Raw genomic sequence first — 23006 nt, forward strand, 5'->3', positions numbered from 1 at the left:
GTTGAAACGGAGTACGCAATCCGCAGAAGGAGAGAATAAGAAGTGAAGCAATATCTATCGACAATTGAAGAACGAGAGCAGCTTGAGATTGAATTGCTTCTAGAGACGATGTATCGTATATCGGGCTTCGATTTTCGTGAATATATGCGCTCGTCAATAGAAAGACGAATTCAACATCGAATGCGCTTGGAGCAAATTCCGACGATAAGTCGAGTAATAGAAAAGGTTATTCATGAGCCTGGGTATATTGAAAAGCTATTGAGTGATTTTTCGATTAACGTCACAGAGATGTTTCGGGATCCTAGTTTCTTCTTAACCTTTCGAAAGCAAGTAGTGCCTCTTTTGCGTCATTATCCAGAAATTCGGATTTGGCATGCTGGCTGTGCGACAGGCGAGGAGGCTTACTCCATGGCGATTTTAATGGAAGAGGAAGGGCTAGGGGATAAAACAAAAATTTATGCAACGGATATGAATGAAAAAGTATTGAAGAAAGCGGAAAGCGGCATTTTTTCATTAAAAAAAATGCAAACCTATACGAGAAACTATCTGCAAGCAGGTGGCAAGCAGGAGTTCTCAGAGTACTACACGACGGATTATGCCGCCGCTTACTTTCATCCGTCTTTAACACGAAATATTATCTTTGCTCAGCATAATCTTGTTACCGATGGCTCGTTTAATGAGTTTCACGTTATCATTTGTCGCAACGTCATGATTTATTTCAATCAAACGTTGCAAGATAGCGTACACGATTTATTTTACGAGAGCCTTAGTCATGGAGGATTTTTAGGGCTAGGAAACAAAGAAGCGCTTCGTATCGATTATGACCGGAAGCTGTACCGAGATTTTAATCCCATTGAGCGAATCTATCAAAAGTGCTAATAAAAAACGACCTACGCATATGTAGGTCGTTTTTTCATGATTGTACGCAGATCATTACCGTACACATATCATCAGGCTGATTGTACTGCAAATCTTTTGACAAAATCATGTCGATAGGCGAATTAGAAGCTAATGGATTCCAGTATTGAGACGTGGCGTTTTGGAGGTAAGCGATAGGGTCACGTCCAGTACGCTCCAATGCTTCTTCCACACCATCTGTATACAAGAGGAGCTGAATGCTATTTTCATAGTGAAGAGTTGTAGCATTTACTTTTATGTGCTCCGTAAAGCCAACTGCTAGGCTACCACGCTCTAATGTAATAAAGTCTTTTCCATCAACACAAGCAAAGCCCGGTGGATGCCCTGCGTTCACGTATGTCACGGTCTTTTTATTAGTGTCTACAACGAGGTAAATTGCTGTAAAGTAATAGTGCAGGTAGCTGTCATCTTTTGCGATGTAAGCCATCCAGCGGTTTAATTCTGTAATAACCGATTCGGGATCGGTATGTTTTCGAATCGCATCCCGGAGGACAGAAGAGATGAACATACACACAAGCGATGCTGAAATTCCGTGCCCCATCATGTCGAGAAGAATGACTGCGTAACGATCCTCATCGATTTTGTGCCAGTAGTATAAGTCACCGGCAAGCTTGTAAGCAGGAATGTAGGATGCAGCAATGTGAATATGATCTGTAAAGATCGGTTCACTTAGCAATGTTCGCTGTACCTGTGTGGCGAGATCGAGCTCATTGCGAATTTTTAGATCTTGTTCGGTATGCCAATCTTTTTCTTCTTTTAGTCGTAGCGCAACACGAAGTCGTGCGAGAAGTTCTATTTTATTAATCGGTTTTGTAATGTAGTCAACGCCTCCGACATCTAACGCCTCTGCGACTTTCTGTGAATCTTCAAGAGCCGTAACAAAAATGACCGGAATATCTTTTAAATGCGCTATTTTTTGAAGGTATTTACATGCTTCAATTCCATCCATTTCTGGCATCATAATATCCATTAGAATAACATCTGCTGGAGGAAGCTGAGCGTGTTCATCGGACACTTTTAAATATTTAAATAGTTCACGAGCAGATGTAAAAGAATGATAATCGGTATACCCTGCACCCTTTAAAATCTTCTCAATAACAAATAAATTTACTTGATTATCATCAACAATTAAGATGGCCATTACTGATCTCCTTTTGGCACATAAGAGGACTGAAAAAGTAGAATCGAAGTCTTCTTGAATTTACGATAAAAATTGCTATCTATTATTATAACGTAAATTTTCCAGTAGATAAAAAATAAAGTGCAAGAGCACATCGAAAAAGACACCTTAGAAGGCGTCTTTTGACTCATTTCCATTCTAGAATTCCACGTAAATCTGAATAGATTGCATCAGGTGGTACTTGAAGTTGTTCCGTCGGTTTGTGAAGTCGATTGATCCACGCGGTACGGAATCCGAAGCTTTTCGCACCGGATATATCCCATCCATTGGATGACATAAACAGTACTTCATGTCGTTCGACTCCTAATACGTTTAGAGCATGAAGGTAGCTAGCAGGCGTTGGTTTGTATTGTTTCACATCGTCTACGCTAATGATTTTATCGAATAAAGAAGTAAGACCAGCGTTCTTTATAAGAGGATCTAACATGTCATGTGAACCATTTGAGAAAACAGCCCGCTTGCAGTTGGTGAATTCCTTTAACACGGCTTCAACTTCATCATAATGCTGTAGATGTAAGTAAGCATTCATTAAGGTTTGCTCTTGATTATGTAACAATTCGTAACCGTGTTCATGAACAGCGTAACGAAGAGCGTCTGCCGTTACGTGTGAGAATGGCGTATAGTTTCCCATAAGCTGACGTAAAAATGAGTATTCAATTTGCTTTTGGCGCCATGTTTGACTGATTTGTTTGCCCTTTTCGGGATAGAGCTCTTCACACTTTTCAATAACAGAATGAACGTCAAGTAACGTTCCATACACGTCAAAGATGAGAGCTTTTATTGAAGAAGACATAGCAAAACTCCTTTTCTGTGAACCACTACCTGTATTATAGCCTTCTTCTAACCTTTCAAAACCTGATCGATAATAGTCGGAAAAATTAGATAGACAAATAAAAAGGGATGTGGTACATTCAACTTAATCGTTTAAGTGAAGAGGTTATGAAGAATGAAAAAAGTAACGATGAAAGATATCGCGCAGGAAGCGAAGGTTTCTGTCGCAACTGTAAGCTACATTATTAACAACGTAAAAAATCAAACGATTCCATTAGAAACACGAAATCGTGTGTTAGAGATCGCTCATCGTTTAAATTATGCACCGAATTTAGCTGCTCGTTCATTAGTCAAACAAAAGACGGGTCTTGTTGGTATTTTGTTGAATAGGACGCCAAACGAAATGGTGTGGAAACAGCTATATCATGCCCATTTTGTCAGTCAGTTAGAAAAACGATTAACAGAAGATGGTTATCATGTGCTGTTTTCAACGATTGATGAAAAAGCGCCTAATCACCATATTATTACGGAGCGAAAGCTTGATGGCGTATTTTTAATTGATGTGAAGGAGTCGAACTTCTATCGTATTTCCAATCAGTTCACGATGGTTCCTATTGTTTTAATTGATAGTTATATAGAGGATGAGCTATTTTTTAAAGTACTGCCAGATTTTGAACGTGCCGTGCAACGTGCCAAGCAATATATAACGCGAGACTACGTAATCATCATGGAAGAGTTCCAAAACGAGCAAATTCTCCAGCGTGTAAAAGCGGCAAGCGGCATACCTGAGGAGCATATTCATGTTGCCAGATCAGAAGAAGATCTTGCTTATTTTCTAGAAAAAAACAAAGGGAAACAAGTGATTGTCTTTAATGAGTTTTTGGCAGCCGCTGTTAAAAATCAGCACGTAAACGATAACATAATTTGTGTCTGTACAGCTGGATGCGACGAGCTAGTTCCACGTACAGTGGAAAAGGTTACGTTTAAGTTGTCTAAGGATGAAATAGCCTTTCATATCATGAAGCTATTATTAGATGAGGAAGACTGTTCTGATATGTTCAAATACAAGATGCAAGAAGCAGAGTAATTCTGCTTTCCTTTTTTCACTTAACTTAAACGATTAAGTCAAACTATTAGGGGTGTATATTATGTTACAAGAAGCTGTTTACCATCGTCCAAAAGGAAATTTCGCGTATGCATACGATGCAGAAACGTTACATATTCGTCTAAGAACGAAAAAGGAAGACTGTAGTGCGGTGACCATTTTATGGGGAGATCCTTTTTCATGGGAGAAAAATGAGAATGATGTATGGGAATGGCATCGTGATCAGTCTGTTTCAATGAAAAAAGAAAAAAGCACGAGTCTATTTGATTATTGGTTTGGTGAAATCAAAACAGAAACAAAGCGTGTGAAATATGCATTCCAACTAGAACAGAAAAATGAAACCGCTATCTATACAGAAAAAGGTTTTTTCGTTGATTTAAATACACGAACAAATAATTCATTTTTTACCTTTCCATACTTAAATGAAGAAGACGTCTTTTCGGCTCCTTCTTGGGTGAAAGACACGGTATGGTATCAAATTTTCCCTGAACGTTTTGGAAATGGAGATGAGTCGATTAATCCAAAAGGAGCGCTACCATGGGGAAGTGCGGAACCAAAGCCTAATAATTTCTTTGGCGGAGATCTGAAGGGAATTATGGACCACTTGGATCATTTAGTAGAGCTTGGTATTACAGGGCTGTATTTAACGCCTATTTTCAAAGCTTACTCAAATCATAAATATGACACGATCGATTATATGGAGATTGATCCACAGTTTGGGGATAAAGAAACGTTTAAGAAATTTGTGGATACGTGTCATAAAAAAGGCATCAAAGTAATGCTTGATGCGGTATTTAATCATTCCGGTTTTTATTTCCCACCTTTCCAGGATGTACTGAAGAATGGAGAGAAATCGCGTTATAAAAACTGGTTTTATATTAAGGATTTTCCTGTTAAAACAAAACCAAAGCCTAATTATGCAACGTTTGCTTTTACAGAAGAGATGCCAAAGCTTAACACGTCCAATGCGGAGCTTCGCGAATATTTACTAGAAGTTGGTCGATATTGGGTAAGGGAATTTAATATTGACGGTTGGCGATTAGATGTAGCAAACGAGGTATCACATGACTTTTGGAGGGAATTTCGTAAAGAAGTTCGTGCTATTAAGTCGGATGTATATATCTTAGGCGAGATCTGGCATGATGCAATGCCGTGGCTGCAAGGAGATCAATTTGACGCCGTCATGAACTACCCGTATACAAGCGGAGCCATTGACTTTTTTGCAAAGCAAGAAATAACGGCGGAAGAATTTGTGAACCAAACGGTGGAAACGCTCGTGATGTATCCAAAAAATGTAATGGAAGCAGCGTTTAATTTATTAGGAAGTCATGATACGCCACGCATTTTAACAACTTGTGAGGGGAATAAGGAAAAGGTGAAGCAGTTGTTCACATTCCTACTATCAGCACCAGGGACACCATGTATTTATTACGGTGATGAAATTGGGATGTCAGGTGACATGGACCCAGGATGTCGAAAGTGCATGGAATGGGCAGAAGAGAAGCAAGATCGTGAGCTGTTGCAGTATATTACAAAGCTAATTGCGCTTCGTCGGGATAATGGCGTGTTTGGAAACGATGGGGAGCTTGATTTTATTCAGTACAGCAACACAACAAATCATGTGATGTATACGAAAACGAATGGAGACGATACGCTTTTGTTTGTCTTTAACAACAGTTCAGAAGCTATTTCCATTACAAAGCCTCATTCACTAAAAGGAAAGAAACTTCTTCCGGTCATTGATACGAATATGAAACTAGATGAAAAAGAACTTAAGCTTGCTGGGCACGAGGTATTAATTGTTGCCGTTGTTTAATTCAATATAGGGTGGAGAAAGAGGGGAAATAAAAGATGATTGAGACGTTTAAGGTGACGATTACACCTTTGCAAAGGGAGAGAACGGTGCGGGTCTATCTTCCACCAAGCTATCATTCTAGTGACAAAAGCTATCCTGTTTTGTACATGCACGACGGACAAAACTTATTCTTCGATGAAGAGGCAGGGTACGGAATGGCGTGGAAGATGGGTGAATTTTTGGATTCGTCCTCTTATGAACTCATTGTGGTAGGGATTGATTGTAATACGGAAAACGAAGGAAATAAGCGTTTGGACGAATATGGTCCTTGGGAAAACAAAGACATTGGAAAATTGATGAGAAATTTAGATGAGACGTTTGGTGGAGAAGGAAAGCAATACGTAGAGTATATCGTCAACGAGCTGAAGCCATTTATTGATGACAACTATCGTACCATTCCGAACGATACAGCGATGGCTGGAAGTTCTATGGGTGGATTAATTTCCACTTACGCAGCTTTTCAATATCCGAATGTATTTAATCGTATTGCTTCTCTATCTTCTGCATATTGGTTTAACCAAAAGGAAATTGAAGAACTAGTCGCGCAAAGTGAACCAACGGTGATTCAAAAATTTTATTTAGATGTCGGGACCCAAGAAGCGTCTGGTGATGTTGATGCAGCAATGTACGTTGATTCAAGTGAACGCTTGTATAAGCTAATTAAGGGAAAAGTGATTGAGTGTAAGTTTGAAATTATAGAAGGTGCCGAGCATAACGAGATTGCTTGGAACAAGCGCCTTCCAGAGATTTTTGCATTTTTATATGAATAATAACAAGTAGAGTTACCTAGCCTCTCCATTCTCCGCGTTTGTGCGGAAAAGGGAGAGGCTTTTCGTTTTGTAAAAAAATCTACGCTGAAAATCAACGGGGGTGTTAGTCATCAATTCCTTATATTTTAAACGTCAAGTAGGGGCTTGTATTGCAGCTATGCTAATGAGGAAGTTAAAGGGACACATAAAACGGTGAAAAAATCCTATTTGTGGATATTGACTTCCAATTTTAAAGTTGGTATTATATCACTATACGATATATCGCATGTCGATATAAAAGGCGGGAGAGAAGAGCAATGAAAAAGAAACGAACGGTTGATGACCATCTTCCTTTGACGCACACAACGTACTACATTTTGCTCGCTCTGGGGTCTTCCCTTCACGGATACGGCATTATGCAAAAGGTAGAAGAAATGAGTAAGGGAACGGTAAGACTTGGACCTGGTACGCTTTACGGGGCCCTTAGTAAGCTAGAAAAGGATGGGTTGATCGTAAAAGTGGATGTTCAAGAGCGCAAGAAAAATTATCAGCTGACCGTTCTTGGAAATCGTGTTATCCAAGCAGAGTATGAGCGCCTGCATGAACTTGTAGAAAGAAGTAAGCCATACGTGGAGAAACTAGGGGAGGATTTGACATGAAAAAAGAAAAGAGTTGTTTTCGCGTATTTTTTGCCTGGCAAGATGAGAAGGAAGAGCAGTGGTTAAATAGCATGGTTCAAAAAGGATGGTATTTTAAAGGATATCGTAAATTTCGATATCACTTTGAGCAGGGCGAACCAGCAGATGTGATCTATAAACTAGATTACAAAAGCACGTCGAATAAAGATCTAGAAGAGTACAAAGTAATTTTTAAAGAGGCGGGCTGGGAGCACGTCGATTCTTTTTTAGGATGGCACGTTTTTAAAGGAAAAGCTGGAGAACGTTTTTCGGAAACGCTGTATTCTGATCGCGAGTCCAATGCTCAAAAATACAAAGGATTATTGCTAACAACGGGATTAGCTTTTATGAGTGGATTATCAGTTGCAACTTCACTCGTTTTCAATGACAGTTTTCCTCATTCATCAGTAGGTAATTTTTTTAAAGGTTTCTATACGGCTCTTTTAATCCTACTTGGGGTATCACTTACATTGATTTATCGTAAATATCGTCGTCTGTTATCTCGTTAACAAAGCGCTGTCACATACATAAAAAATGGATAAAAACACAACTGCTCACCAAATAATCATCATGAGGGTGAGTTTTTTGTAAAAATATTCAAAAAAACTGTTATAGATCATAAATTAATCATGTCTATTCTGTGACAGATACAGTATAATGGACATAGTCGAGCATCGACAGCGCTTTAAAAAACAAAAAGAAAGCGTTATCAAAAAATGTGGAGGGAGGTTTAATAAGCATAAGAGATATGTAGAATCATTCACGACCACCATTTTGTCACTAACCATCATGAAACGAGAATGACCCATACATAGTTTCTTCCTACATGTAAATTGAGACAACACTTCATGCTGTAACAATGAATTTGAGGGGGATATTATATGGATTTATTAATTATCATTCTGGCATTAGGTTTGCTGATGTTAATCGCGTATCGTGGGTTTTCTGTGATCCTTTTTGCGCCGCTTTGCGCATTATTGGCCGTTATGCTAACAGAGCCAAGCTATGTACTACCGTTTTTCTCGAATATTTTTATGGAAAAAATGGTTGGATTTATTAAGAACTATTTCCCCGTTTTCTTATTAGGGGCCGTATTTGGTAAGCTAGTTGAAACATCTGGCGTTGCTGAATCCATTGCGAAGACGATTGTCCGCTTTGTTGGTGCAAAGAGAGCGATTTTAGCGATCGTTTTACTATGTGCCATCTTAACGTATAGCGGCGTAAGCTTATTCGTTGTTGCATTTGCTGCATATCCGTTTGCTGCTAATCTATTCCGCGAAGCAAACATCCCGAAACGTTTAATTCCAGGAACAATTGCTTTAGGAGCGGTTACATTTACGATGGACGCTCTGCCTGGAACACCACAAATTCAAAACGTTATTCCAACATCATTCTTTAAAACGGATATTTACGCAGCCCCTATCTTAGGGATTATCGGCGCTATTTTTGTATTTACAATTGGCATGCTTTATTTGGAGCGTCAGCGTAAAAAAGCGCACGCGAAGGGCGAAGGTTATTTTGGTGTAGAGAGTGGAAATGCAGAGCTTGCGGCATCTGCTGAAACAGAAGCAGCACAAGCATCTCTTTCTACGTCACCACAGCCAAGTGCATTGCGCCAGTGGCTCGCTTTTGCACCGCTTATCCTCGTAGGGGTTTCGAACAAATTGTTCGTCATGTCCGTCGTCAAATGGTATCCAAACGGATTTGATTTTTCTAAAATTGGTTTAGAGTCATTTGGAGTTGTTGACTTAAATACGGTTGCAGGGATTTGGTCTGTAGAACTAGCCCTTTTAATCGGAATTATCGCCACTATGATTTACGGATGGAAGAACATTATGGTAAACTTCCAAACGGGTTTAAACGCAAGTATTGGAGGAGCTTTGTTAGCTACGATGAATACGGCGTCTGAATATGGATTTGGTGGAGTTATTGCTGCACTACCTGGTTTTAGCGTTGTACGTGACGGAATTTCTCATACGTTTACGAATCCACTCGTTAACGGAGCCGTTACGACAAACGTATTAGCTGGTTTGACGGGTTCCGCATCCGGCGGGTTAGGAATCGCGTTAAGTGCGATGGGAGATAAATACGTAGAAGCTGCTCAAAAGTTTAATATTGATCCAGAAGTTATGCACAGGGTCATTGCTATGGCATCCGGTGGTATGGATACGCTTCCTCATAACGGAGCCGTAATCACACTCCTTGCTGTTACAGGCTTAACACATAAACAATCGTACAAAGATATTTTTGCGTTAACGATCATTAAAACGCTGGCATGTTTCTTCGTCATCTTATTCTATTCATTAACAGGACTTTACTAAACCGATCAAAAAGAACACCTTTTCAGCAAAAGGTGTTCTTTTTATTTGGTTGAAAATAAAAGTTAGAATATTCCTTATTATTAGGAGAAAAGGTTTATTTTTGGCTTGTATAAGCGAAAATAGACGAATTTTTTTTTACTAAGTTTTTTTAGTATTCTATAATGTTTTTATGCGTTTTCTCTGTAGAATTTTTGGTGGGAATTAAAAGGTACTTCATACATTTATGAAGCAATGCCGTAAGCGCTGAGCGTTTGTAGACAATGGAGGGGTTGTGGCCTTTATGTGTAAAAGGCGGTAAAGAGGTGAGAGAATGTATTGTAAAAAAAATAAGAACGTATCATCGAGGGATTCAAACGACAATCTTCAGTCAAAAGAGTTGCATACATATAAAGATGAAATGACTGAAACACACGCGAATGATCCACAGTGTGAGTGCTATGAGTTTCACTTTAAATTCTATCTCTCTGGAAAGAGCAAGGGATTGGTAATTAAGAAGCATTCTTATACGTTATTAAAAGATGAAAACGAAAAAATGATTCGAATGGCAAATGGCGTATCCTTAATTGGTAGGTTCGTGCTGACGAAGGAAGTACTTCAAGACATCAATAAATATATTGCTTATTTAAACAATACGTATGCATTAGAAGTGCCGATGTTAGATGTGCGAACGATTAGACGTACCTTTGCAAGCATTACAAGCTTTCCGACGACCATGTCAAAGTCCATCACGAAAGTCTACACAAGGAAACGAGGATAATGCGTTAAACGCATTTTTTTATTGCGCTCTATTTTTACCATAATGTACCTCTTTTTGATTTTTTTTCTTATGTAACTCTTGCTGAATTAATAGAAGAGGAGCTATTTATCTTTTATAAATAGCTCCTCTTCTATCACCCTAATAGTCATGATTTAAGATCCACAAAATGGTGGTTTGTAATAATGTTTTGTAGCTGTTCAGTCGTGATTTCAATAATGCCATCATCATATAACTGAATTAGTTGTTTTAATTTTTCTACACCGTTCGCATTGAGCACGCTGCTGTAAATGTCCGCAACGAGCTGTTGATCATCATGCTGATTTAACTCTTTAATAATGCTCGGTGGAAGCACATGTGAATTTTCCTTTATGAGTTTTAAATAGTAGTTAACTTGTTCTTGAGAGAGATAATAAAACTTGTGATCTCTAATCCCCTTTAGTTCCTTCTTTTGAATCAGTTCATTAATGCTGCGGCGAAGATTATCCGAATTTCTCGCTGTTTCTTTAATATTAAGCAATTTTAAGGCCTCAACCGCTACCTTACTTGTCGAAATATAGTCATTCATAATAATTTTAAACTCCTCATACTAAAAATCAGTTTCTTAAATAAATCTTCTAGTCTATCATATAGCGTTCACGAGCGAGATGCTAGTAATTGTAAGAAGTTTGCTCTTTTTATGCTTGATAATGGCTAGTTACCACTTTTTGATGACGAACCTCATGATGATGTAACAAGTGCAAATCCTGGATTAAGTGATGAATAGAAAGAAACTCGTATAAAATGGCTGTCTCAGGTACTAATCGCTGCTCACCTGCTAGTGCATTTTCGCATTTCATATGTTCTAGCTCTAAAAACCATTGTCGCAGCTCGCTTATTTGACGATACGTGTCAGGCTGAATAGAAAATGAACGGCTATATAAGCTCTCTTTTAATTGTTGAATAATGAACGTCAGAAACTTCATATGTTGATGGTCTAGTACAAGGTGGTGAGAAGGTAGGTAAACAACATTACCAATGTGGTAAAGAAGCTGACGAAGAATCATTAATTTTTTATATTCATAATGAAAAGCGCGGATGTCCTTGCGAGCAATTCGGTGAAATCGCCATTCTTTTTTCTGGTAGGAGCAAAGCTTTTCCACATCTTCTAAGCGTCGTGAAAGTGTTTGAAAGGCTTGACGAATATCTTTGTCAAACGGTTGGTTACAAAGAAGCTCCATACTTCTTTTTGTTAATAGATCTGCTGATTCATAAAAAAGCTGTTGGATTTTACTCGCGATCATTACTGAGTATTTTGGTGGTAATAACAGCACATTGACTAAGGAAGCGACAACTAAGCCGGTCGTCGTTGTTTCTAGACGTACGAAAAACGATGAAACATAATGCTGATGAACGGTTGCAATCATTAGTACACCTGTTAAGGTTGCAACAATCATTCCGTCGTTTAGCTTTAACTTATAGCAAGTAACAATTGTTAGAACGGCTACGAACGTATACGTGAAAACGCTATCGCCGAGCCAAAATGTAAATAACATGGCAATGGCTGTTCCGATCGCCGTAGCAGGAAAGCGAATAAACGCTTTTTTGATGGAGTCAATCGCGGTAGGTTCAATCGTCACAATCGCGGTGACAACAGCGAACATAGGGGACCAGTTCATGAGGTGGCAGATGAGGGCTGTTAAAAATACGGCAACTCCTGTTTTAATCGTTCTTCTTCCAGTAAACTGAAAAATGTTCATCGTACCCATGATGCTCAAATCCTTTTTTGTGGTTTATTTCTATTATAACGCAGTTTTGCTCGTACTTAGGAAAAAATCCATAAGGTTATAAAAAAAGCCCTCTCTTTTAAGGGAAGAGGGGGCTTTGACTTAGACCATTAGAGCATATCGTTCGGATAAACAAGCCCGATCTTGCGACGAATTGCGTCCATCGTTCGCATGGTAAGAAGTGATCGTTCATGAGAATTTGTAGGAGATTCAAGCTCACCCTGTTTGACTAGACGAACAAATTCAGCTAACTCGTAGTACATCCCTGGCAGCGACTGTTCGACTGTAAGATCTTCAACCGTTCCATCGTTGTAGCGAATTTCTACTTTTTCGGCTCCGTGAATTTTATCAATCATCATGCTCCCATGTTCGCCTTGAATTTCTGTTGGGGTATAGGAGTTTGTAATTTTTGAATACATGACGACCGCATCTCGATCAACGTATTGAAGCAACACGCTTCCTTGTCCGTCAACACCCGACTCCAGCATAAAAGCTGATGCCTCTATCTTTTCTGGTTCACCGAACAATGTAATCAGTGGGTATAAGCAATAAACGCCAAGGTCCATTAGAGCACCGTTAGCTAATTCAGGCTTAAACGCATTCAAGACGATGCCTTCTTTGTATTTATCATATCGCGATGAATATTGGCAGTAGCTTGCTACATATTTACGAATGGGACCTACCTTATGTATGTGCTCCTGAATTACTTTAAAGTTTGGGAGAAGCGTTGATTTCATTGCTTCCATGAGGACAACACGGTTTTGCTTTGCACACGTAATCATTCGTGATACTTCGTGTTCATTTGCAGCCAGCGGTTTTTCGCATAGCACGTGTTTGCCATTTTCTAAAAAAAGCACCGCTTGGTCAGCGTGGAAGGCATTCGGGGTTGCGATGTATACGGCATCGATGACATCGCTCTTCGCCATTTCCTCTAGGCTTGTAAACAAATGAGTGGCACGATATTTTTCTCTAACTTCTTTCGCACGTTCCTCTGTTCTTGAATAAACAGCCGTGAGCTGAAAATCTTCTACAAAACTAGCTGCTTCTAGTAAACGATCGGTAATCCAGTTCGTCCCTACAATTCCAAAACGAATCATTCCATCAACCTCTTTTCTAGCATTTTCTCCATTATAGCGCTTTTTTTCTTTTAGTTAAAATGCGGTAGTGATGAGTAAAAAGAGGTCAGCATTTGCTGATCTTTTTTATTTGGAAACAGTAAGTAGGTTAAAACACCTATCTTTAAAAAACAGAAATCTGCAAATTAAGACATATGAACTGGAAAATAAAAGGGTGATGTGCGTTATAATAGCAGGTAGATTGTAAAATGAACTGATTCAGTAAGCGTTTTGATTTCGTGGGAGGTGGTTTTGTATGAAAAAATACTTAGGAATCATTTCAGTCTTTATTTTACTCCTTGCTTTATTGGCCTCAAGTGGAGTACTTATACATACATCGGATTATGTTTCTAATACTATTTTAATAGCGGGTATTGTTCTCTCTTTTATTGCGATGTTGTTTAGTAAAAGAGGCGTGTGGAAAATTATTTCAATCGTTTTATTGGTCATTGTGTCTTTGTTTGCAGTAGCTTTTCTATCTTAACTAGACGCTTTAAAGAAAAACAAGTCATGCCGGTCAGGGATGACTTGTTTTTTATTGTCTTTAAATAGAAAAACGTTCACAAAATTGTCACTTACGAGGAGATTTTCTTCCTTGCTATACTAAGCTTCTATTCAAAAAAGGAGAGAGTATAGATGCCAAAAACAAAAAAAGAAGGACTTTATTTTGGTTTAATGATGTGTTTCGGAATGGCTGTTGTGATGGGAATGTACAACATGATTCGAAGTGGTCAATACGAACAGTTAACATTTGGACAGCTTGTTTTAGGACTTTTACTAGCATTTGTCGTTGCGTTTGTTGTGGAGCTAGTCATTGTAGGACCGTTTGCGAGAAAGCTTGCCTTTAAGCTACCGTTTACAAAAAAGAAAAAGGTAATCATGATCTTAACAATTTCGACGCTTATGGTCATTGGGATGGTGCTTTGCATGTCTGCCTTTGGTTTGATTATGTCACATTCTGCATTAGGCGGGGCGAGTTGGTCGGAGTATGGTGAAAACGTGTGGAAAAATTTCGTTGTTGCTTATCCACTACAGCTACTTATTATGGGACCTGTCGTTCGATTCTTGTTTGTGAAATTCGTTCAAAAAACAGCTCCTGTTTCACTTGGGTCATAATAAAAAGGAGAGATCTTTGAACAGATTTCTCCTTTTTGATTAATACGTTTTGTTATGTTTATACTGATCGATGGCATCACTAATGAGTTTTACTATCATTCCAAGTGCTAAAACGGTTAAAAATGAGTTCCAATACGACCATTGATTTAATTGGTACAAATCAAAGTGAACGAAAAGAGGAACGCCGATAAAGCCAATAATAGCCGACACGATAATGTGAGCAATTAAGAAAAAGCTCCATTTGCTAAAGAACTGGTATACCAACGTAATGGTGACCGGAATAATGGAAAAATCAACGGTATTAAAACGACTCGTGAAGATTAAAAGCTGATGAGGGTAGCTCCATAACCCAAAATATGTGCCGAATTCATCGACAAGTCCGGCTAACAAAAAGCTTATAAAAAACACGAGCCAAATAAAAACAACCCGCTGCCGATCAATAAGTAAACAAAGGAGAAGGACAAATAGGGCACTGATAATTAAAATAACCCACCAGTGCGGGCTGAATACATCTTGTTCGTACCAATAGCGAAGCTCTAAATTGTTAATTTGTGTTTTTAGTTGCTGAATCACTTCAAACATGCTTGATCACCTCTTCATGAGTATTGACGTAACAATAGAAGTTCATTCCATCATGAAGAAAAGCATGTTTTATTTCTGCTCATCAAGCTTGTACACGTTACGAGCAAGCGTCTCTAAAATATACATCACCGGAAGCTGGGTAGTAATGTTAATGGGCATATTCGCAATCGAAGTATGCTCCTCTGTTACATAGTAGGGAATGTTCACATCAGACATTTGTGCTAAGGTGCAGTTCGCATTGTTCGTAATACTAATTAACTGATTTCCTTGTTCTTTTAATCTTCTAGCTTGCTCAATCGTATGACTTGTTTCACCAGATACGGAGAGTGCGACGGTGATACTGTTATGCAAGTGATGCGATTGAATAGGAAAATAAGGATCGTTGATGTAAAGTGCAAATCTCCCAAGACTTGAAAAATAGCGAGCGCCATATTGAGCAAGAATGCCAGAGCTCCCAATCCCCACAAACAGCAAATTATCCTTCTTGTGAAGGGTCATCGCTGCTTTTTCCATATGAGTATGAAAATCTCCGTTTAACGTACGATCCATAAATTCTGATAGAAAATAGTTCATCTCTTTTAAAGGCTTTGAACGATCGTGCTGCTCAGAAAGATACATTTTCAGCTTTACTTTGAACTCGGTAAATCCATCACAGTTTAATTTTCGGCAAAAACGTAAAATCGTAGACGTAGATACATGGGACTCAGTCGCTAGGTCCCGAATTCTCATATAAACGACTTGCTCGGCATGTGCTAAAACGTATTTATATAAAGCATGCTCTAATTCATTAAAGGTCGAAATAATGTGAGTTGGAAACATTCTCATTCTCCTAGCTGTCGTTTATTTTTAATTATTGTATCAATGTTTTTGTTTGAAAGAAACACAGTGTTTTTTAATAGAAACAAATCCCTTTTCTAGACACCTGTTTCTAAATGGCTTTTCTTCATATATTTTCTTACGATAACGATTTAAACTGTTTTATAAGCAGAGGGGCTAAGGACCCATTCCAACTATTTATATAGATAAGGGGATACAGATTATGACAAAGCAGTTCACGCGTTTTCCAGAAGGATTTCTATGGGGTGGTGCAACAGCGGCTAACCAAATTGAAGGAGCATACAATATCGGTGGAAAAGGCCTATCAAACAATGACGTAATTGAGCGAATTAAGCCGGAGAATCGTAAAAAGCTAGAGCTTCCTTTTCCATCAACAGAAGAAGTTAGAGAAGCATTACGAGATGAAGATAACCGACATTTTCCAAAACGCCATGGAATTGATTTTTACCATCGCTTTAAGGAAGATATTGCGCTTTTTAAAGAGTTGGGGTTTAAAACTTTCCGTATATCGATTGCATGGACACGAATCTTCCCAAGTGGGGATGAGCAAGTACCGAACGAACAGGGGCTTGCCTACTATGACGAATTACTAGACGAGTTAGTAAAAAATGATATCGAGCCAATTGTCACACTCTCTCACTATGAAATGCCGCTTCATTTATCCGTAGAATACGGTGGGTGGTTAAATCGTAAAGTGGTGGATTATTTTGCACATTACGCTGAGACAGTGATTACTCGATATCGTCATAAGGTAAAGTATTGGGTTACATTTAATGAAATTAACTCCATTATTATGAGCCCTTTTATTAGCGGAGGGATTTTACGTGATAAGGTGAAGGATGGGAATGTGCTACAGGCTACTTATCAAGCTGCTCATCATCAGCTAGTAGCGAGTGCGAAAGCGGTAGAGGCTTGTCATCGCCTTGCACCTCAAGCTCAGATCGGCTGCATGGTGCTTGGAATGATTAATTACCCAAATACCCCGCATCCAGAAGATGTGCGATCTGCGCTTATGGATCAGCATAAAACCTTTTTCTTCACCGATGTTCAAGTGAGGGGACACTATCCGTTTTATATGAACCGTTTCTTTAGCGAGCATAATATCCGTGTAGAGATGTTGCCAGAAGACGCCCATCTTTTAAAAGAGAATCTCGTGGATTTTGTTTCTCTGAGCTACTACATGTCGACGGTGGCAGCGAGAACAGAAAGTGCTGGAGAGAAGGCCGCGGGCAACATCTTAACGAACTTGAAAAATCCGTATTTAGAGGCTTCTGACTGGGGATGGCAAATTGATCCTGTTGGCCTTCGTACGCTTTTAAATATGTTATATGAACGCTATGAAAAACCGCTTTTTGTTGTAGAGAACGGGTTAGGTGCATTTGATCAGGTTGAAGAGGATGGAAGCATTCATGATTCCTACAGAATTGATTATCTCAAACAACACATTGAACAAATGGGTGAAGCAATTCGTGATGGCGTAGATCTAATGGGATACACGGCATGGGGCCCGATCGATTTAGTGAGTTTTTCAACCTCCGAAATGTCTAAACGATATGGATTTATTTACGTAGATTTAGATGATGAAGGCAATGGAACGCTAAAGAGAAGCAAAAAAGATAGTTTCTATTGGTATCAGCGTGTCATTGAAACAAATGGAGAAGAACTGTAAAAAAAAGGAGCCTTTGTGGCTCCTTTTGTAGTATGGTAAAGAGAATACATGAAATCAAAGGGGGGCGTGGTAAGAGTGAGGGAAAATAAAGAAGGCCGTGAACGGTTTGTTGAAATAGATGGCTGCATTCTCTATGCACATATTGTAGGTGAAAAAGGTAACCATCCGACAGTAATTATGGATGCAGGATACGGTGATTACTCAAAAGCGTGGAAGAAAATTATTCCTGAGCTTTCAGAGCTCACTGAAGTCGTGATGTACGACCGAGCGGGCTTGGGGGGTAGTGAAAGCAGCTCTAACGAAAGAACGAGTGAGAAAATGATGATAGAGCTAAAAGAAATGCTTGTGAAACTTAACGTGAAGCCTCCGTATGTGCTAGTGGGCCATTCGTTTGGTGGAGTCAACATGAGATTGTTTGCAACAGAGTATGAAGATGAAGTAGCGGGGTTAATTTTAATCGATTCAACGCATGAAGACTATAGAGAACGATTTCTTCCGACGATGTCACTGGAATTCCGAGATGCTTATCAAAAGCAGTTTATTCACGAAGGAAGTTACGATGAATTCATGGAGAGTTTAAAACAGATGAAACAAAAAAGAAGAAAGTTGACTATACCATTAGTTGTTTTATGCGCAGGAAACAAAGCGCATTATTCGGCTGATTCACAATTGCTTTGGAATGAGATGCAGCGTGAGCTTCTCGCACTCTCTGAAGACAGTACTTTTACACTCGCGACTAATAGTGCACATTATATTCAACACGATGAACCAGAAGTCGTCATCCATACGATAAAGAAAATGGTACGAAGTTTTTGAAGTCCCTATTCCCAAAGAGGGAAAGGGAGTGTTTATGGCAACACGATTCGCTTTTTCCAAAAGGTCAAAGGGTCCATTGGATCTTCTCGAACGTGAATGTAGTAGATTTTTAATGAGCTAGGATCGATGCCTTGAGGAAGAGTGAAAGAAAATTGCATGCTTCTACTAGCCCTTACATCGAATAGTGTTAGAGAGGGCGTATTGATCTTTTGTTCATTCAGCCAATGACGAACTTCTGAGTCTAAAAAGGAGCGATGAAGGCTCTTATGGTTATGAATTCTTGGGCGTTTCATTGTAATAGGTACACCTTGTTTACCCGTATCAATTGCAATGAAATCAGTCGGAAAACGGTAGAAATCAAGAGGTTTTGACCAGTGACCCTTGACGGTATAAGTTTGGTTTTGTTGTTGAATCTCGAACGATACATCTTTCGGCGAAACATGATACCAAGAGTTGAAGAAGACAAACCCCACGAATGACATAACAATGAACACGGGTGAAAAAAGAAGAAGTGAGATCCAGCGCTTTTTCAACCTCCAAAAGGAAATACTTGAAATGATACAGAGAAATAAAACCAAAAGTACGATGATCATCATAAGATCCGTAATCCTTTCTATTAACGTAATCGTTTTAGTAACAGCACGAAGCCAGTGACAGCAAAAAGCGCCATCAATAGTTTTCCGGTTGTCGTGACATTCATCATTTCATTGACCGAAAATCCTTCGATTAAAATTGCTGGTATTTTTCCAAGAGAGCTAGCCGTTGCAAAAATCATGAGAGTCGTTTTACCAATTGAAGCAATAAAAGTAACAAGGCCAGACGGAACAAAGGGCATGAGGCGCAAACTTAAAGTAAGGAGAAATGACTCGCTTTTTGTAGCATGTAACAACCGTTGAATTTTAGGATGGGAAAATCCCTTTCGATCTTGAAGACTAGAAAGCCCTTTGCGGTACAGAAGGAAAGCTAAAATTGCGCCAATGCTTTCTCCTAAAAATGAAATCCACATGCCCTGTGCAAAGCCGAATACCGCCAAGTTTGCGGCGGTTAGAAAAACGCTTGGAACAACCCCGAGTATACTAATGACGATATTAAATGCAATGCTAAGTAAAACAGCAAGGTGTTTGTAGGTGTGAAAAAGTTCAATCGTATCATGTGTAAAATCCATTTCATACATCCTTTTGTTTAATCGTTAACACTCTTCATCGGAAACGTACTCCAAAATATCACCCGGCTGACAATTGAGTGCCTGACAAATAGCATCTAACGTCTGAATACGTATAGCCTTTGCTTTTCCATTTTTTAAAATCGAGATATTGGCCATCGTAATACCTACTCGCTCAGACAGCTCTGTGACGCTCATTTTTCGTTTGGCAAGCATCACATCAATGTTCACTACAATACTCATCGTAACCACCTCAAATCGTTAACTCATTTTCTGTTTTTAAGTTTAGTCCGCTCCGTAGCAGTTCGTGTAGTAGCATTGAAAGGAGCGCGATGGAAATACACGCAAATAAAATGATGGCACCCATAACGGCGATTCCAGGATGTAAGGCATTTGAAAAAGCTAAGTAGCTCATTCCTGCTATGTATAAAACGACGATGGCAACTGCACAGTTTTTAATAACGCACAGTGAGTAGAGCGATGCTGCTGAAAAAGCATACTGTTTCTCAATAAAATGTAAAAGTCGAAACGCTTGGTACAGGGCAATGTAAAATGGAATAAGCGTTATGTACAAGCCAAGCAGTAAGGGTAAGCGCAGGTGTGCGTAGTCAGGGTTTGATGTAGCTAATTCTTTTGAGACAGTAGGTAACCAAAACACAGATAAAACCAAAATAAGAATGCCAATAAAAAAGAGCGCGCCTTTCAAGAAGCCGGTTTTAAATTTCATATATTTTCCTCCTTTTTCTGTATAATAGCTTAAAATTTATCGTTTTACAATAAAAAATTATTGTTAATATCTATATTGACCTTAATATTAGAAGAACTGAAAGGGAAAATCAGTGTCTCTTATTTTAGCCATCTATATAAACATGGTATGTAAATGAATAAAAGCGCACCTTTAGCGAAGTGGTTTTTCTATTCTATCGAGGAGTATCACATGAATGAAATAGGAGAGGTTGATACTTAGATTTAGAAAGTAAAGTAGTTTCATTTATACTATTGACTTCTGTCTATCGATAAGTAAAAATAAGTAAAAGGAAGTAAAAAAATTTACTTATATAGATTAGTTAAACGAAAAATAAGGTGGAGAGTAGCTATGGCAACGATTAAAGATATCGCTGAAGCAGCGGGATATTCGATTTCCACGGTTTCACGTGTGTTAAATAATGACCCAAGTTTGTCCGTGCCTGATGAAACAAGAGAGAAAGTATATGAAGTGGCAGAAAGGTTGAATTACCGGAGAAAAACGGTTCGGCTGTTGGTGAAGAATATTGCTTTTTTGTACTGGTTAACAGATAAGGAAGAGCTCGAAGACGTGTATTTTAAGGAAATGCGTTTGGAAATTGAGAAGCTCGCTCGAAAATACAATGTTGAATTAACGACGTATAAGATAGCAGACGGAATTGAAAAAATTCCAGACAATATCGAAGGTTTTATTGCGGTGGGAATTTTCTCTGATCAAGAGTTAGCACACTTACATAGTCTGACCCCGAATGGCGTATTCGTCGATTCAACGCCTGACGCGTATTCATTTGATTCTGTTCGACCGGATTTGGCGCAAACGACGATTCGAACAATTAAGTATTTAATGGAAAAGGGGCACACAGAGATTGGTTTTATTGGAGGAACGTATCATAACCCTAATACAGATCTTGATGAGATGGATATACGAGAACGCACATTTCGTACGTATATGAGTAGTAAGGATAAGTTGAACGATGCGTATATTTTTTGTCGAAGAGGATTTTCTGTTGAGAACGGCGTGTACTTAATGAATCAAGCGTTGGACACACTAGGAGATAAACTTCCTACCGCTTTTTTTATTGCTGCGGATCCGATTGCAGTGGGATGTTTGCAAGCGCTGAACGAAAAAAGAGTTTCAATTCCAGATCGTGTAAGTATAATTAGTGTCAACAATATTAGTATCGCAAAATATGTTTCCCCACCGTTAACTACGTTTAATATTGATATGAAAGAAATTTGTAAAAATGCGATGGAAATGCTTATTGAACGCGTAATGGAAAAAAGAAAAAGTAGTAAAACGCTTTATATAGGAACGGAACTTGTTACAAGAAAAAGTACAAACTAAAGAAGTGTGTACGCTATATATTACTCTTCAAGACGTCTATTAACAAATAGGCGTTTTTATTTTTTTAGTATAAAAAACGAATTGATTAGTAAAATATTTTACTAAATTTAGTTAAAAAATTTATTTACATGTTTTTCTTACGGTGCTATATTTAGTTTTAGAAAGCGGTTTCAAATTATTGGATGTAAATGAAAGGATGAGGTGGCATGAAAAAGTCCAAAAAGTATCTAGGGCTTATAGGTGGATTGGCGTTGAGTCTTTCTTTAACAGCTTGTGGACCGAAAGATGATGGGAAAGTAAACTCCGTGTCAAAAGAAGATTCAAAGAATAAGACACTTCTAGTTTGGGAAGATCAGCAAAAGTCTTCAGGAATTAAGGAGGCAATTGCTCAATTTGAGAAAGAGCATCATGTAAAAGTGAATGTCATGGAAAAGCCGTATGCAAAGCAAATTGAAGGGTTACGATTAGATGGCCCGGCAGGAACGGGTCCTGACGTTCTTACGATGCCTGGTGACCAAATTGGAACAGCGGTAACAGAGGGGCTTATTAAAAAGTTGGATGTAGGTGATGATATTCAATCTCTGTATACAGATGTGGCAATGGATGCTGAAAAGGTCGACGGATCGGTATATGGATTACCAAAAGCAGTTGAGACGACTATGCTCTATTACAATAAAGATCTCATAAAAGAAGAGGAACTACCGAAAACACTTGATGAATGGTATCAATACGATAAAAAAGTAACAAAAAACGGGAATTATGGATTTCTAGCTCTCTTTGATCAGATCTATTACGCACAAAGCGTAATGGGTGGGTACGGAGGTTATATTTTTTCAAAAGATAGCAAAGGAACATACGACCCAACAGACATTGGAATTAATAATGAGGGAGCGATACAAGGAGCAGAAGTTATTCAAAAGTTTTATAAAGAAAAGTTATTTCCTGCCGGTATTGTAGGTGCACAAGGAATTAACGTACTTGAATCACTCTTTACGTCAGGAAAAGCAGCAGCCATTATCTCTGGGCCTTGGAATATCGAGCCGTTTACAAAAGCAGGAATTAATTTTGGGGTGGCTAAACTCCCTCAACTTGAAAATGGGCAAAACATGAGCTCATTTGTCGGTGTGAAAAGCTACAACGTTAGCACGTATTCGAAAGAGCCAGAGCTTGCTCAGCAGCTTGTTGAGTTTCTAGCAAACAAAGAAAATTCGAAAAAACGCTATGAAGTAACGCAAGAAGTACCTGCGGTCAAAGAATTAGCTGATGACCCAGTCGTTACTAAGAGCGAAGCAGCTCAGGCAGTAGCTCAGCAGTCACAGTTCTCGGAATTAACCCCTAATATTCCAGAGATGAATGAAGTATGGACGCCAACAGATGCTGCTCTACAGACAATTGCAACTGGAAAAGCGAATCCAAAAGAAGCACTGAATCAAGCAGCGAAAACGATTAAAGGTCAAATTAAGGCAAAGCACGGAAAATAATAAAACGTTAGGGGCCCCCTTATTATAGCCCCTGCTAGACTCT

General features: G+C 38.8%; 25 protein-coding genes. 14 read left to right on the forward strand and 11 right to left on the reverse strand.

The genetic code is table 11. The features are described from left to right. Window positions 1-42: 42 nt before the first annotated feature. A complete protein-coding gene (locus AMD01_RS02745; protein ID WP_053399847.1) occupies window positions 43-879 on the forward strand; it encodes a CheR family methyltransferase in 837 nt (278 codons plus the stop codon). A gap of 34 nt (window positions 880-913) precedes the next feature. On the opposite strand, the gene AMD01_RS02750 is transcribed toward AMD01_RS02745, so the two are convergent. Together AMD01_RS02750 and AMD01_RS02755 are read right to left on the reverse strand one after the other, a co-directional pair. Beyond that, on the reverse strand, window positions 914-2059 hold the full coding sequence (locus AMD01_RS02750; RefSeq protein WP_053399848.1) for a fused response regulator/phosphatase: 1146 nt from the start codon (window positions 2057-2059) through the stop codon (window positions 914-916). 166 nt (window positions 2060-2225) lie between these two features. After that, the gene (locus tag AMD01_RS02755) at window positions 2226-2891 is read right to left on the reverse strand and encodes a haloacid dehalogenase type II (RefSeq protein WP_053399849.1); all 666 of its coding nucleotides are present in this window, start codon (window positions 2889-2891) and stop codon (window positions 2226-2228) included. A 153-nt stretch (window positions 2892-3044) separates the two neighbouring features. On the opposite strand from AMD01_RS02755, the gene AMD01_RS02760 reads away from it, so the two are divergent. The 7 genes from AMD01_RS02760 to AMD01_RS02790 all read left to right on the forward strand — a co-directional run bounded on the left by AMD01_RS02760 (window position 3045) and on the right by AMD01_RS02790 (window position 10333). Beyond that, complete coding sequence (locus AMD01_RS02760) at window positions 3045-3956, forward strand: LacI family DNA-binding transcriptional regulator (RefSeq protein ID WP_053399850.1); 912 nt, start codon at window positions 3045-3047, stop codon at window positions 3954-3956. A gap of 61 nt (window positions 3957-4017) precedes the next feature. Beyond that, window positions 4018-5790 carry a glycoside hydrolase family 13 protein gene (locus AMD01_RS02765; RefSeq protein WP_053399851.1) on the forward strand — a complete coding sequence of 591 codons (1773 nt, stop codon included), beginning with the start codon at window positions 4018-4020 and terminating at the stop codon, window positions 5788-5790. Between the two features lie 35 nt (window positions 5791-5825). Next, the gene (locus AMD01_RS02770; RefSeq protein ID WP_053399852.1) at window positions 5826-6599 is read left to right on the forward strand and encodes an alpha/beta hydrolase; all 774 of its coding nucleotides are present in this window, start codon (window positions 5826-5828) and stop codon (window positions 6597-6599) included. 296 nt (window positions 6600-6895) lie between these two features. Beyond that, complete coding sequence (locus tag AMD01_RS02775) at window positions 6896-7237, forward strand: PadR family transcriptional regulator (RefSeq protein ID WP_053399853.1); 342 nt, start codon at window positions 6896-6898, stop codon at window positions 7235-7237. Further along, window positions 7234-7764: a DUF2812 domain-containing protein gene (locus AMD01_RS02780; RefSeq protein ID WP_053399854.1), complete on the forward strand. Its 531-nt coding sequence runs from the start codon at window positions 7234-7236 to the stop codon at window positions 7762-7764. The genes AMD01_RS02775 and AMD01_RS02780 overlap by 4 nt, the downstream gene beginning before the upstream one ends. A gap of 372 nt (window positions 7765-8136) precedes the next feature. Further along, complete coding sequence (locus AMD01_RS02785; protein ID WP_053399855.1) at window positions 8137-9576, forward strand: GntP family permease; 1440 nt, start codon at window positions 8137-8139, stop codon at window positions 9574-9576. 310 nt (window positions 9577-9886) lie between these two features. After that, window positions 9887-10333, forward strand: coding sequence for a hypothetical protein (locus AMD01_RS02790; RefSeq protein ID WP_053399856.1), 447 nt, complete (start codon window positions 9887-9889; stop codon window positions 10331-10333). 145 nt (window positions 10334-10478) lie between these two features. Here AMD01_RS02790 and AMD01_RS02795 read toward each other — a convergent pair whose 3' ends face one another. From AMD01_RS02795 to AMD01_RS02805, 3 genes are all read right to left on the reverse strand, one after another. After that, window positions 10479-10898, reverse strand: a complete 420-nt coding sequence (locus AMD01_RS02795; RefSeq protein ID WP_053399857.1) for a hypothetical protein — start codon at window positions 10896-10898, stop codon at window positions 10479-10481. Between the two features lie 109 nt (window positions 10899-11007). Further along, a complete protein-coding gene (locus AMD01_RS02800; RefSeq protein WP_245638867.1) occupies window positions 11008-12069 on the reverse strand; it encodes an FUSC family protein in 1062 nt (353 codons plus the stop codon). Window positions 12070-12206: 137 nt separating this feature from the next. Then, window positions 12207-13193 (reverse strand): Gfo/Idh/MocA family protein, encoded by a 987-nt coding sequence (locus AMD01_RS02805; RefSeq protein ID WP_053399859.1) that lies wholly within the window; start codon window positions 13191-13193, stop codon window positions 12207-12209. A 274-nt stretch (window positions 13194-13467) separates the two neighbouring features. Here AMD01_RS02805 and AMD01_RS02810 point away from each other — a divergent pair, with 274 nt between their 5' ends. Further along, complete coding sequence (locus AMD01_RS02810) at window positions 13468-13695, forward strand: hypothetical protein (protein WP_053399860.1); 228 nt, start codon at window positions 13468-13470, stop codon at window positions 13693-13695. Between the two features lie 152 nt (window positions 13696-13847). Next, complete coding sequence (locus AMD01_RS02815) at window positions 13848-14327, forward strand: DUF2798 domain-containing protein (RefSeq protein ID WP_053399861.1); 480 nt, start codon at window positions 13848-13850, stop codon at window positions 14325-14327. Between the two features lie 39 nt (window positions 14328-14366). Here the strand turns inward: AMD01_RS02815 and AMD01_RS02820 are convergent, their stop codons facing one another. Beyond that, entirely contained in the window at window positions 14367-14909 is a 543-nt protein-coding gene (locus AMD01_RS02820) for a CBO0543 family protein (protein ID WP_053399862.1), read from the reverse strand. A 69-nt stretch (window positions 14910-14978) separates the two neighbouring features. Further along, window positions 14979-15728, reverse strand: coding sequence for a MurR/RpiR family transcriptional regulator (locus AMD01_RS02825; protein ID WP_053399863.1), 750 nt, complete (start codon window positions 15726-15728; stop codon window positions 14979-14981). Window positions 15729-15948: 220 nt separating this feature from the next. Between AMD01_RS02825 and AMD01_RS02830 the strand changes: the two genes are divergently transcribed. Together AMD01_RS02830 and AMD01_RS02835 are read left to right on the forward strand one after the other, a co-directional pair. Further along, a complete protein-coding gene (locus tag AMD01_RS02830; RefSeq protein ID WP_053399864.1) occupies window positions 15949-17415 on the forward strand; it encodes a glycoside hydrolase family 1 protein in 1467 nt (488 codons plus the stop codon). A gap of 75 nt (window positions 17416-17490) precedes the next feature. After that, window positions 17491-18231 carry an alpha/beta fold hydrolase gene (locus AMD01_RS02835; protein ID WP_245638868.1) on the forward strand — a complete coding sequence of 247 codons (741 nt, stop codon included), beginning with the start codon at window positions 17491-17493 and terminating at the stop codon, window positions 18229-18231. A 32-nt stretch (window positions 18232-18263) separates the two neighbouring features. On the opposite strand, the gene AMD01_RS02840 is transcribed toward AMD01_RS02835, so the two are convergent. The 4 genes from AMD01_RS02840 to AMD01_RS02855 all read right to left on the reverse strand — a co-directional run bounded on the left by AMD01_RS02840 (window position 18264) and on the right by AMD01_RS02855 (window position 20120). Beyond that, window positions 18264-18764, reverse strand: a complete 501-nt coding sequence (locus tag AMD01_RS02840) for a hypothetical protein (protein WP_157052582.1) — start codon at window positions 18762-18764, stop codon at window positions 18264-18266. A gap of 83 nt (window positions 18765-18847) precedes the next feature. Further along, window positions 18848-19396 carry a TVP38/TMEM64 family protein gene (locus AMD01_RS02845; protein ID WP_053399867.1) on the reverse strand — a complete coding sequence of 183 codons (549 nt, stop codon included), beginning with the start codon at window positions 19394-19396 and terminating at the stop codon, window positions 18848-18850. A 24-nt stretch (window positions 19397-19420) separates the two neighbouring features. Further along, window positions 19421-19636: a helix-turn-helix domain-containing protein gene (locus AMD01_RS02850; RefSeq protein WP_053399868.1), complete on the reverse strand. Its 216-nt coding sequence runs from the start codon at window positions 19634-19636 to the stop codon at window positions 19421-19423. 10 nt (window positions 19637-19646) lie between these two features. Next, complete coding sequence (locus tag AMD01_RS02855; RefSeq protein ID WP_053399869.1) at window positions 19647-20120, reverse strand: DUF2975 domain-containing protein; 474 nt, start codon at window positions 20118-20120, stop codon at window positions 19647-19649. Between the two features lie 369 nt (window positions 20121-20489). Here AMD01_RS02855 and AMD01_RS02860 point away from each other — a divergent pair, with 369 nt between their 5' ends. After that, window positions 20490-21482, forward strand: coding sequence for a galactan degradation operon transcriptional regulator GanR (locus AMD01_RS02860; RefSeq protein ID WP_053399870.1), 993 nt, complete (start codon window positions 20490-20492; stop codon window positions 21480-21482). Between the two features lie 206 nt (window positions 21483-21688). Beyond that, window positions 21689-22963, forward strand: a complete 1275-nt coding sequence (gene ganS, locus AMD01_RS02865) for an arabinogalactan oligomer ABC transporter substrate-binding protein GanS (protein WP_053399871.1) — start codon at window positions 21689-21691, stop codon at window positions 22961-22963. The last annotated feature ends 43 nt before the right edge of the window (window positions 22964-23006 follow it).

Source organism: Priestia koreensis (assembly GCF_001274935.1).
Lineage (GTDB): Bacteria > Bacillota > Bacilli > Bacillales > Bacillaceae_H > Bacillus_AG > Bacillus_AG koreensis.

Bases quoted from the DNA above. Each gene is read 5' to 3' on its own strand.
- AMD01_RS02815 (WP_053399861.1), top strand. From the start codon at position 13,848: ATGCCAAAAACAAAAAAAGAAGGACTTTATTTTGGTTTAATGATGTGT.
- AMD01_RS02780 (WP_053399854.1), top strand. From the start codon at position 7,234: ATGAAAAAAGAAAAGAGTTGTTTTCGCGTATTTTTTGCCTGGCAAGAT.
- AMD01_RS02760 (WP_053399850.1), top strand. From the start codon at position 3,045: ATGAAAAAAGTAACGATGAAAGATATCGCGCAGGAAGCGAAGGTTTCT.
- AMD01_RS02855 (WP_053399869.1), bottom strand. From the start codon at position 20,120: ATGAAATTTAAAACCGGCTTCTTGAAAGGCGCGCTCTTTTTTATTGGC.
- AMD01_RS02795 (WP_053399857.1), bottom strand. From the start codon at position 10,898: ATGAATGACTATATTTCGACAAGTAAGGTAGCGGTTGAGGCCTTAAAA.
- ganS (WP_053399871.1), top strand. From the start codon at position 21,689: ATGAAAAAGTCCAAAAAGTATCTAGGGCTTATAGGTGGATTGGCGTTG.
- AMD01_RS02775 (WP_053399853.1), top strand. From the start codon at position 6,896: ATGAAAAAGAAACGAACGGTTGATGACCATCTTCCTTTGACGCACACA.
- AMD01_RS02850 (WP_053399868.1), bottom strand. From the start codon at position 19,636: ATGAGTATTGTAGTGAACATTGATGTGATGCTTGCCAAACGAAAAATG.
- AMD01_RS02770 (WP_053399852.1), top strand. From the start codon at position 5,826: ATGATTGAGACGTTTAAGGTGACGATTACACCTTTGCAAAGGGAGAGA.
- AMD01_RS02845 (WP_053399867.1), bottom strand. From the start codon at position 19,396: ATGGATTTTACACATGATACGATTGAACTTTTTCACACCTACAAACAC.
- AMD01_RS02805 (WP_053399859.1), bottom strand. From the start codon at position 13,193: ATGATTCGTTTTGGAATTGTAGGGACGAACTGGATTACCGATCGTTTA.
- AMD01_RS02800 (WP_245638867.1), bottom strand. From the start codon at position 12,069: ATGAACATTTTTCAGTTTACTGGAAGAAGAACGATTAAAACAGGAGTT.
- AMD01_RS02755 (WP_053399849.1), bottom strand. From the start codon at position 2,891: ATGTCTTCTTCAATAAAAGCTCTCATCTTTGACGTGTATGGAACGTTA.
- AMD01_RS02825 (WP_053399863.1), bottom strand. From the start codon at position 15,728: ATGTTTCCAACTCACATTATTTCGACCTTTAATGAATTAGAGCATGCT.
- AMD01_RS02790 (WP_053399856.1), top strand. From the start codon at position 9,887: ATGTATTGTAAAAAAAATAAGAACGTATCATCGAGGGATTCAAACGAC.
- AMD01_RS02810 (WP_053399860.1), top strand. From the start codon at position 13,468: ATGAAAAAATACTTAGGAATCATTTCAGTCTTTATTTTACTCCTTGCT.
- AMD01_RS02765 (WP_053399851.1), top strand. From the start codon at position 4,018: ATGTTACAAGAAGCTGTTTACCATCGTCCAAAAGGAAATTTCGCGTAT.
- AMD01_RS02830 (WP_053399864.1), top strand. From the start codon at position 15,949: ATGACAAAGCAGTTCACGCGTTTTCCAGAAGGATTTCTATGGGGTGGT.
- AMD01_RS02860 (WP_053399870.1), top strand. From the start codon at position 20,490: ATGGCAACGATTAAAGATATCGCTGAAGCAGCGGGATATTCGATTTCC.
- AMD01_RS02785 (WP_053399855.1), top strand. From the start codon at position 8,137: ATGGATTTATTAATTATCATTCTGGCATTAGGTTTGCTGATGTTAATC.
- AMD01_RS02820 (WP_053399862.1), bottom strand. From the start codon at position 14,909: ATGTTTGAAGTGATTCAGCAACTAAAAACACAAATTAACAATTTAGAG.
- AMD01_RS02750 (WP_053399848.1), bottom strand. From the start codon at position 2,059: ATGGCCATCTTAATTGTTGATGATAATCAAGTAAATTTATTTGTTATT.